The following is a 10,214-nucleotide window of genomic DNA, read 5'->3' as shown; positions in this document are numbered from 1 at the left end:
GATTGAAGGGGCAAGAGATGTTTCAATGGTGCCTATTACCATGAAGAAAAATAGGCCGGGCCATTTAATTAAAATTATTTCAAAACCGGATTTGGTTGATCATTTGGTAAATATCCTCTTTAGGGAAACAGGCACTTTAGGCATTAGAGTCTCTGAAAACACTCATAGAGGAGTGGCTGAAAGACAATTCGTTCCTTTGGATATTAATGTTGGCAATCATATTTATACAATCAACTTCAAAATAGGGTTGATTGGTGATGAAATTATTTCTCATAGGCCTGAATATGAGGATTTACGCAGAATCTCTGTAGAACAGGACATTCCTTTAATTGAAGTTAGGGATGTTGCAAACACAATGATTCGTGATTATTTGGAAAACAATAGAGAGTAAAATATTTTGTTTGTTCAATAAGAAATTCTTAAATAAGAATAAGAATAATTATTATATGTGAAAATATGAAAATTCCAAGAATAAATTTAGCATTTCTATCAAGATTTTTCATCATACTGGCTCTTATATTATTGATTTATAATGAATTCAAACTCCAATCCAGCTTGGTTTCATTCATTTCCTTAATATTTGCTGTATTGTCTGTTATTTGCATGGTAATATTTGCCATTCGATTTAGACAAGGAAAGTACAATCAGTCTTTTCAGATTGTTGTTGAAACAGATGTGGATAGAGCTTTAAAGGATGGTGTTATCTCTAAGGAACAAGCGGAATCCATTCCAAGACGTGTTGTTCTTAATACCAAAGATCTTGTATTGAATGTGATTTTTAATTTTGCAATTGCAAATCATTTTGATTTGATTCCTATTGACATTCTTAGGGAGATATTGCCTCATATTCCGCCTGCTCATTTAGAGCATTTGTATGAGGAATCCCGTGAAATCAGTGATGATTTGAATGATTATTTCAGAGCACAGAAATTTGCAAATAAGGCAGATGTCATCACCCGATCAGATGAGATTAAGGAATATTTGGCTAAAACTTATCCTTGGATGGCTCCTGAAACTTTAGAAAACACTTATGATTATTTCTTTTTAGGAATTGGAAATGGATGATGCTCATCTATTCATTTTCTTTTTTTATCATTCCAATAATAGTTTTATATTATACGAATTAATGATGGGATGAAATAAATGTCTATTATTTCAGATTTTAAAATGTAAGATTTTTAAAAATAGTTTTTTGTTTAATTTTAAATAAGGTGTAAAGAGATTAAATCTAATCAGCATTAGATTAATCTAAAAAAAATAAAAGATAATGGTAAATAATTACCATTATTCGTCTAAAGGTTTAATCAACATTAAGTTATCACCTGCATTGACAGTGTCACCTTCTTCTACGAAAATTTGTTCTACAATACCTTCCTCTTCAGCATAGATATCGTTTTCCATTTTCATAGCTTCAAGAACTGCCACTACAGTACCTTTTTGGACTTTATCTCCAGTATTTACTTTGATTTTAAGTACCATACCTTGCATGGAAGCAGTTAATGCACCAGGAATTGGGCCAATGTTTCCAGATCCATTTGGATCAATTTGTAAGTATCCGGTAGGCATGATTTTCACATCAAAGATATCTCCGTCAACCTCTACAGAGTATTCAGTTGGAATAGCTCCCAAGTCGTTTTCACTACCATTGCCGATATGGGCTTCTGGGAATGCTTCTTCTTCGAGGTCGCCTTTAAGGAATTGTTTAGCAACTGGAGGTAACATTGCAAGAGTAAGAACATCTTCCTCTTTTTTGATGATTCCTAACTCTTCACCTTCTTTTTTGAAGTTTTCATATTCAGGTTCTATTAAATCTGCAGGTCTGCAGGTAATAGGCTCTTCATCACCAATGATCTTTTTAGCGATTTCTTGATTGATTGGTGCTGGAGCACGTCCATAGTAACCTTTCATGTAATCTTTAACTTCATTAGAAACGATTTTGTATCTTTCTCCATTTATAACGTTCATTACAGCTTGAATACCTACGATTTGGCTAGTTGGAGTTACAAGTGGAGGGTATCCCATATCCTTTCTAACACGAGGCATTTCTTCCAATACGTCTTGGTATCTGTCTAACGCATTTTGCTGTTTTAATTGTGAAATTAAGTTGGAAAGCATACCACCAGGAATTTGGTACATCAATACATCAGTGTCGATTCTTTCACTAATAGGATCGATGTATCCTTCGTATTTTTCTCTAAGGGTTTCGAAGTATTTTTTAATTTGGTTCAATGCTTTCAAATCAAGACCAGTGTCGAATTCAGTGCCTTGTAAGGATGCTACAATACTTTCTGTTGGAGGTTGGGAAGTACCCCAAGCAATAGGTGAGATAGCAGTATCTAAAATGTCAACACCTGCTTGACATGCAGCATAATAACTGATAGGAGTCATACCACTGGTACAATGTGAGTGTAAATTAACTAATAAGTCAGTTTCTTCTTTTAATCTGCTAACCAATTCGAATACAACAGATGGGGTGATTAAACCAGCCATATCCTTAATAGCTATTGAATCACATTCCAATGCTTCAAGCTCTTTTGCAAATTCCACGAATTTGTCTATAGTATGAACTGGGCTAATGGTATAACTAATAGTTCCTTGAACATGAGCGCCTTGTTCTTTAGCTACTTTAATGGATTGTTGCATGTTTCTAATATCATTCATTGCATCGAAGATTCTAAAGATGTCAATACCGTTTTCATAGGATTTTTCTACAAATTTAGTTACAATGTCATCAGCATAATGTTTGTATCCGAGTAAGTTTTGACCTCTAAGGAGCATTTGCAATGGAGTTTCAGTAAAGTTTTCCTTTAATATTCTTAATCTTTCCCATGGGTCTTCGTTTAAAAATCTAATACAAGTATCAAAGGTAGCTCCACCCCATGCTTCTATAGCATGATATCCGACTTTATCCATTTCTTCAATAATAGGAACCATATCTCTTGTTCTCATTCTGGTTGCTAAAAGGGATTGGTGAGCATCTCTGAATGCAGTTTCTGTTATTTTCACTTTCATCTTTACACCTCACTAAAATTTTTAAATATTACGATAAATTTAATTCAATCATATTGTTGATTTCTAAATGTAAATTATAATTTATTATTTCCTAAATCACATACGATTATATTACATTATATTATTATTTATTGTTATAACTACTAATAAAAGTTATCTATTTTTAGCCATATTTAAGAGGTTTTTTTAAAAATAGTTTAAAGAGTTAAGTTAAACGAAAAATAGTGTCAAAAAGAGTATAAAAATAATAGAAAATAGAAATAAACTATAATAAAAGAATAATAAAAGATAAAAAAAGAAAAAAAGTAAAAAAAGTTAAGAAATAAATCTTAACGTTCTATTTCTCCATTAATGAATGCTTCAACATTAGCTGCTGCTTCATCATCAGTAAATTGGATTGGAGGGTGTTTCATAACATAAGATGAAATTGAAGTTAATTGTCCACCAATTCCTCTTTCAAGTCCTAATTTACAGCAACGAATAGCATCAATTACACATCCTGCAGAGTTTGGAGAATCTTCTACACTTAATCTGAGTTCTATGTCCATTGGAACGTCACCAAAGGTTTTACCTTCCATTCTTAAGAAACAGATCTTGTTGTCTTTTTGCCATGGCACATAATCACTTGGACCAATGTGAATGTCATGAGGATCCATTCTTTCTGCAAGTACAGATTGAACAGCTTCAGTTTTAGATTCTTTTTTAGAGTCTAAACGTTTTCTGTTTAACATGTTCAAGAAGTCAGTGTTTCCACCAGTGTTGATTTGGTAAGTGTGAATTAATTTAACACCTCTTTCCTTAAACAAGTTACTTAAGGTTCTGTGGGTGATAGTTGCACCGATTTGTGCTTTAATGTCGTCACCAACAGCAGGGAGTCCTTTTTCTCTGAATTTTGCATCCCATTCTGGGTCACTTACAATAAATACTGGCATACAATTAATATAAGCAATTTCTGCATCTAATGCACATTGTGCATAGAATCTTGCAGCTTCTTCAGAACCTACTGGTAAATAACTGAGTAATATTTCTGCTCCACTTTCTTTCAAGACTTCAACAACGTCTACTGGTTCTTCATCAGCTACTATAAAAGTATAATCATCTTCGAATTCTGCCATATGTTCACTGACACCATCAAGAACAGGTCCCATTTGGACAACTACATCGCTTTTTGGTATTTCTGGTTGGAAAACTGTAGTACAGTTTGGTTTTGCAAAGATAGCTTCATCAACAGTTTTTCCAACTTTTCTTGCATCAATATCAAAAGCAGCGACCACTTCAATGTCAGTTGGATCCCATTCACCAATTTTCCAGTGCATAAGGCCAATTGCATCTTCAGGATTCTTATCTTTATAATAATAGATTCCTTGTATAAGGGAACTTGCACAGTTTCCTATTCCTACTACAGCTATTTTAATTTTGCTCATATTTTCACCAGTAATAAAATAATTCTAATTTTTTGATTTTTCAATTTGTTATTGCTTAAATAAAGTATATTTTGATTTTTTTAAAAATTTATATAAACATTATTGAATAAAAATAAATATAAATCATATTACTTTAATATATTATCATTTATTTATATAAATCTTTTCAAAAATTGATGAATTTTCAAAAAATAGTCCTTCATATCATCATATTTGATTTGGATTTTAATTTTTTATTCGGTGGTTAAATGAAAAAAGTGATTTTAATAGCATTTTATTTTAATCAGGTAAATGAAATTGCTTCAAAGCGTTTAAGGGCACTTGCAAAATATTTGCCTCAATTTGGATGGGAACCTATAGTCATTGTTCCTGATTTAGGTTTCATTCCGAAGGAAAACGATGATTTGGATTGCAGAATAATTTACACTGAATATGAGGATATGTTCAGTCATTTCTCCAATAAATTTAAGAAATCTAAATCAATTGATTCCAATAATTCTAATTTCAATGATTTTAATGATTCTAAAGAGTCTATAGAATTTAATGATGAAAAGTTAAAGGACTCCTCATCATTTTCAAATCCAATTGCTTCAAAAGCCATTTCAATTGCTGGTGAAATATTTGCATATCCTGATGGGATGAAATACTGGCACGAATCTGCTTTCAAAGAAGCTTCTAACATTATGGATGAGGAAGAGATTGATGCTATCATAAGTTCTTCCTGGCCTATAACCTGCCATATAATTGCAAAGGATTTAAAGGAGCATCAGGATATTCCTTGGATAGCAGACTTAAGGGACCTTTGGAATTTAAATCCATATGTTTCACATACTTTCATAAGAAATTATTTTGAAAAAAGATTGGAATTGAAGACATTTGAAAATGCTGATGCTTTAACAACCACTACCGATTTAGCTGCGGAGACATTGTCCACTTTGCATCCAATGAGTAAAATAGTTCCAATTTTATCAGGCTATGACAAGGATGACTTTAAGTTTTTAGAGGACTTAATTTCTAAAAAGGATGATTTTTCCACTGGCTTTTCAGAAAAATTGAAGTTTATTTATGCAGGATCATTATATGGTGGTAAAAGAGACCCAAGCTATTTATTTGAAGCTATTCGCCAATTGGAAGATGAGAATAAATTGGATTCATCTAAGATTTCAATTGAATTTTATGGTGACAGCACAGATTTGGAAGAAATAGCTAAACGTTATGGTCTTTTGGATATTCTTCATATTGGCGGCAAAATAGCTCACGAGGAAGTATTGAAAAAGCAATTGGATAGTGATGTTCTCCTCTTGATATCTTGGGATAATGAAAAGGAAAAGATGTTTATTCCAGGAAAGATTTATGAATATTTTGCATTGAAGAAACCTGTTTTATCAATTGGATATAAAGATGGTTCCTTAAAAGATTTGATTGAGGAAACTAAGGTAGGATATCATGTTTCAAATTTAGAATCAACTAAAGTAGCATTATTGGACATTTATAATGAATTTATTGAAAAGGGAACTGTTGAATTAAGATCAGATATAAATATTGAAGATTATTCCATGGAAAATATGGCTAAGAAATTTGCTGATTTATTGAATGAATTATAAAATAGCAATTTTATATTAATTCTTATAAGATTAACAGTTTTAAAATTAATAATTTTAATATTAAAAAAATAAAAGATTTATACTTATAAAATATAAATTTATTTAGAAGATAAATATGGAAATAAAAATTGAGGAACTAAAATGAATGCTTATTTAGAAATTATCCGTCTAGGAAATGCAGTTATGGCAGCTATTGCTGTAATCTTGATGATGTTTGTTGGGCATTATTATGCTTTGCCTATAATCATCTGTGCGTTGATTGTTTTCATATGTACTGGTGCAGGAAACACTATAAATGATGTTTTTGATGTGAAGATAGATGAAATCAACAAGCCTAATCGCCCTATTCCATCAGGAAGAATCAGTCTTGAAAATGCAAGAAATTATGCTTTTGTTCTCTTTGGAATAGGCATTGTTTTAAGTTTTGTAGACAGTTATTTGGTAAATTCAATTTGGCCTTCTGTAATTGTCATTCCTGCTGCAATCATAATGTATCTTTATGCAAGAAACTTAAAGGCCATGCCACTCATTGGAAATCTCACTGTAGCTACTTTAACAGGGTTCTGTTTTGTAATCGCAGGTGTTGTAATAGCATGCGCTACAAGTTCATTAAAGATTTTATTCATCTCAATTTATTTAGGATTATTTGCAATGTTCATGACATTAGCACGTGAAATAGTAAAGGACATGGAAGATATTGAGGGAGATAAACAGGAAGGAGCAAGAACTTTTCCTATTTTATATGGTAAAAAGATCTCTTCAATCATATCAATAATTTTGATTGTTGTAACAACTTTAATGTGTCCTATTCTTTACATTTTCAAAATTTTTAATCTTGGGTATATGATTATAATGATTATACCTATAATCATATTCTTGTATAGCGCTTATAGCTTAAAGTTGAACCCCCCTGAAGAGACATGTGCAAAAGTTTCTAAAAATCTAAAGATAGCTATGCTAATCAGTTTTATAGCATTTGTAGTGGGATCTTTTAATATTTTTAGTTTTTTATAGTTTTTTAAATCATGTTGAATAAATTGTTAAAATTTAAATGAAATTATTAGGATAGTGAAATTATGATGTTTAAAAAATTTTTTGATGATTTAAATGTCTCTAAGAATGATTTTTTCTATCTATTCATTTTAACAATTTTTAGCATTCTCATAACTTATGCCCTAATAAATTTCAATCTGGTTTTAGGAATTTACTGTTCAGACGTTTTTATTTATTTGTCCAATTCTCTTGTTTTTGCAGGTTATGAATCAAGTATCCTATATCTGTACTTATCTCCAGTCATTTGTATTTTAACAGCTATTCTATTCAAATTAGGATTTTTATCTGAAGCCGCTCTTTATTTAATAACTGGAATCTTTTGCATATTTGCAAATTTAGGCATTTACGTGCTTTTGAAGAATAAGTTCAGTTCCTTATTAAGCCTTTGCGGTGCATTTCTTTTTGGTAGTTTTTCCCTTACTTTGCTTTGGTGGGCAAATGGGACATTGGATGTTCCTGCAGTCGCTTTATCCATATGGGCAATCATTTTTACAATTCTTGCAGTTGATAAGGATTCAAAGTATTATATGATAGCTATTCCATTCTTTGTTTTAGCTGTTTTCACACGTTACACTGCATTATTTTTACTCCCTTTGATACTTTTGTATTACCTTTCCAAGCATGATTTTTTCACAAATTTGGATTTATTGATTGGGGATGGGAAAGAATTTTCTAGAAAACTTAAATCCTACATAAAAAGCGAGGAATTTAGGAATATTTTAAAAGCATGTGCAATAGCTTTCGTTTTAGTCGTGCTCTTTTCAGCCACAATTTTAGCATATGGATCTAATTTGTCATTCTTAACACAAAGTTCTACATTTGCCTCAGGTTCTAAAGGGGAAGTGATTGATAATGCATATACAACAGATACATTCTTTTATCTTCATGACTTTCCGAATTTCCTATACTCAGATTATGTAAGCTTTGATAATGTAATTCCAGTATTAAACGGTTCAAATCCAATGTCATTTTTCTTGATTGGACTATTTGCCATTGGAATTTTGTATTTTGGATATAAATTGATTAACGCTAAGAAAAAAGAAGAGTCTAAATACAAGTATCATGTAGGTATTTTATTTATTGTGCTCTTAGCAATTTCAATTCTATGCTTTAAGATAAATTCACTTATCACAATCACTATCATATTAATTGATTTGGTTATTCTGTTTTCATTTTTCAGGAAAATTGGCATTGATAGGGAGTTATATTCAACAGATATGCTTATGTTGGCATGGTTATTGGTTTACTTCATCTTCTTCACATTCTTGAATATTAAGGTGAATAGATACATCATAACCGTATTTCCTGCTTTCATTTATTTTGTAATCTATGCCTTAAATGAGATTTTGGATTTGTCTAGGAAATTGGAGTTCTTTGAGTTTAAAAAACAGAATATTTTAAAGGTTATTCCAATAATCCTGATTCTATTTTGCATATTCTCTGCATTTACATTCACTTCTACAGTTAATTATAATGAGGATTTCAATAAGAATAAGGTAATTGCAGATTATTTAACTGAATATGATTCTGATTATATGTCAAAGGATGTTGCTGTATTCCATCAAAGGTCTTACAATTGGTTCCTAAAGAAGTATACAATTCCAATTACAGATGATCAATTGGATTATTTGGAGTCAAGCAATATCACTTATTACATATCTGATGACAATTTCAATCTATCAAATTACACTATTATTTATCAAAAAGAAGGTTTATATTTATACGAGAGGATTAATTAAAATATGATTTAATGTTTTAATCATAAATTTTAAGATGGTGAATTTTATGAAAATTTTACATGTTGCACATTTCTTTTATCCTTGCTTGTCTGCAGGAGGAGTGGTTAATGCAAGCTATCAAATTGCATCCAATCAAAGCAAGGATAATGACGTGAAGGTTATCAGCTCAGACTCATGTAAGGAAAGATTAAAATTCCCAAAAGGTCGTTATGATGTTGATGTAGATGGAATCAAAGTTGATTATTTCAGAAACCTATCTAACAGATTTAAGCTTAAAACCATGTTAGACACTCCTTTGACAGCCCCATTTAAGATTAGAAAAGACATTAAAGACTATGAAATTGTGCATATTCATGAGCATAGACAAACCTTAGCCATTATTGCAAGCTATTTTGCAAGGAAAAACAATATTCCATACATTGTACAGGCCCACGGTTCTGTTCTTCCATTTTTCCAAAAGGAAGGGTTAAAGAATCTTTTTGATAAAGTCTTTGGCTTTAAGATGCTTCACAATGCATCATGTGTATTTGCTCTTACAGAAGTTGAAAAGGAACAATATTTGAAAATGGGTGTTGATGAGGATAAAATAGAAATTGTTCCTCTTGGAATCAATTTGGAAGAGTATGAGAACCTTCCATCTTTTGGAAAATTCCGCTCTAAATTCAATATTGATGAAAATGATAAGTTAATTCTTTTTGTTGGAAGAATCCATGAAATAAAAGGGCTTGATCTATTGATAGATGCCTTTAATGATTTGATTAATCAGAATGATGAAGAAAATGATGAAGAAAACATTTTAGAGGATATTGATAGTTCTTGCATTAAGTTAGCTATTGTAGGTCCTGATGATGGATATTTAGTTAAACTGGAAGAAAAGATTAAAGAATACTCTCTTGAAGAAAATGTCATTATCACTGGTCCATTGTATAAGGAGGAAAAGCAAGAGGCTTTAGTTGATTGTGACCTATTTGTCATGCCTTCCAAATATGAATCATTTACAACAAGTGGTCTTGAGGCAATGGCATGTTCCAAACCTTTGGTATTGACTAAAAATAATCATATTCACGATTGGGTGGATGGAAATGTAGGTCTCGCTTGTGAAGACAATAAGGACTCTTTAAGACAAGCTATTGAAAAAATCTTATTCGATGAGGAAATGTCTCTCATTTTTGCTGAAAACGGCAAGAAACTAATAAAAGAGAAATATAATTGGGACATAATTAATAGTCAAATTTTAGAAATCTATAAGAGATTTCTCTAATTTTTTTAAATTCTTTTTATTTTCAATTAAATAAATTAATCAAATAAATTCAATAAATACATAATGTTTAAATCTAATAAATTATAAATTATATATTAATATAGATTTATTAGAGTGATTT

Annotated in this window: 8 protein-coding genes; 6 read left to right on the top strand and 2 right to left on the bottom strand. The window is 30.9% G+C overall.

The window, feature by feature from the left end:
* Positions 1-391 (top strand): nickel insertion protein (larC, locus tag IJI80_RS02470; RefSeq protein ID WP_292787361.1); only part of this gene is annotated, 391 nt, incomplete at its 5' end.
* Between the two features lie 65 nt (positions 392-456).
* Positions 457-1,065, top strand: coding sequence for a hypothetical protein (locus tag IJI80_RS02465; RefSeq protein WP_292787357.1), 609 nt, complete (start codon positions 457-459; stop codon positions 1,063-1,065).
* 219 nt (positions 1,066-1,284) lie between these two features.
* Here the strand turns inward: IJI80_RS02465 and oadA are convergent, their stop codons facing one another.
* Both oadA and IJI80_RS02455 read right to left on the bottom strand, forming a co-directional pair.
* The gene (gene oadA / locus IJI80_RS02460) at positions 1,285-3,012 is read right to left on the bottom strand and encodes a sodium-extruding oxaloacetate decarboxylase subunit alpha (protein WP_292787354.1); all 1,728 of its coding nucleotides are present in this window, start codon (positions 3,010-3,012) and stop codon (positions 1,285-1,287) included.
* 329 nt (positions 3,013-3,341) lie between these two features.
* Positions 3,342-4,436, bottom strand: coding sequence for an inositol-3-phosphate synthase (locus IJI80_RS02455; RefSeq protein ID WP_292787353.1), 1,095 nt, complete (start codon positions 4,434-4,436; stop codon positions 3,342-3,344).
* Positions 4,437-4,684: 248 nt separating this feature from the next.
* On the opposite strand from IJI80_RS02455, the gene IJI80_RS02450 reads away from it, so the two are divergent.
* The 4 genes from IJI80_RS02450 (at position 4,685) to IJI80_RS02435 (ending at position 10,093) form a co-directional block, all read left to right on the top strand.
* Complete coding sequence (locus IJI80_RS02450; RefSeq protein WP_292787345.1) at positions 4,685-6,040, top strand: glycosyl transferase GT4 family protein; 1,356 nt, start codon at positions 4,685-4,687, stop codon at positions 6,038-6,040.
* 141 nt (positions 6,041-6,181) lie between these two features.
* Positions 6,182-7,054, top strand: a complete 873-nt coding sequence (locus IJI80_RS02445; protein ID WP_292787339.1) for a UbiA family prenyltransferase — start codon at positions 6,182-6,184, stop codon at positions 7,052-7,054.
* 62 nt (positions 7,055-7,116) lie between these two features.
* Positions 7,117-8,832 carry a glycosyltransferase family 39 protein gene (locus IJI80_RS02440; RefSeq protein ID WP_292787336.1) on the top strand — a complete coding sequence of 572 codons (1,716 nt, stop codon included), beginning with the start codon at positions 7,117-7,119 and terminating at the stop codon, positions 8,830-8,832.
* 46 nt (positions 8,833-8,878) lie between these two features.
* Entirely contained in the window at positions 8,879-10,093 is a 1,215-nt protein-coding gene (locus tag IJI80_RS02435; protein ID WP_292787334.1) for a glycosyltransferase, read from the top strand.
* Positions 10,094-10,214 lie beyond the last annotated feature (121 nt).

This window comes from Methanobrevibacter sp. (assembly GCF_017432245.1).
Lineage (GTDB): Archaea > Methanobacteriota > Methanobacteria > Methanobacteriales > Methanobacteriaceae > Methanobrevibacter.
This window is presented reverse-complemented; position numbering and strand designations above follow the sequence as displayed.

Coding starts and splice junctions, on each gene's coding strand:
- IJI80_RS02450 (WP_292787345.1), top strand. CDS start 4,685: ATGAAAAAAGTGATTTTAATAGCATTTTATTTTAATCAGGTAAATGAA.
- IJI80_RS02445 (WP_292787339.1), top strand. CDS start 6,182: ATGAATGCTTATTTAGAAATTATCCGTCTAGGAAATGCAGTTATGGCA.
- IJI80_RS02440 (WP_292787336.1), top strand. CDS start 7,117: ATGATGTTTAAAAAATTTTTTGATGATTTAAATGTCTCTAAGAATGAT.
- IJI80_RS02435 (WP_292787334.1), top strand. CDS start 8,879: ATGAAAATTTTACATGTTGCACATTTCTTTTATCCTTGCTTGTCTGCA.
- IJI80_RS02465 (WP_292787357.1), top strand. CDS start 457: ATGAAAATTCCAAGAATAAATTTAGCATTTCTATCAAGATTTTTCATC.
- IJI80_RS02455 (WP_292787353.1), bottom strand. CDS start 4,436: ATGAGCAAAATTAAAATAGCTGTAGTAGGAATAGGAAACTGTGCAAGT.
- oadA (WP_292787354.1), bottom strand. CDS start 3,012: ATGAAAGTGAAAATAACAGAAACTGCATTCAGAGATGCTCACCAATCC.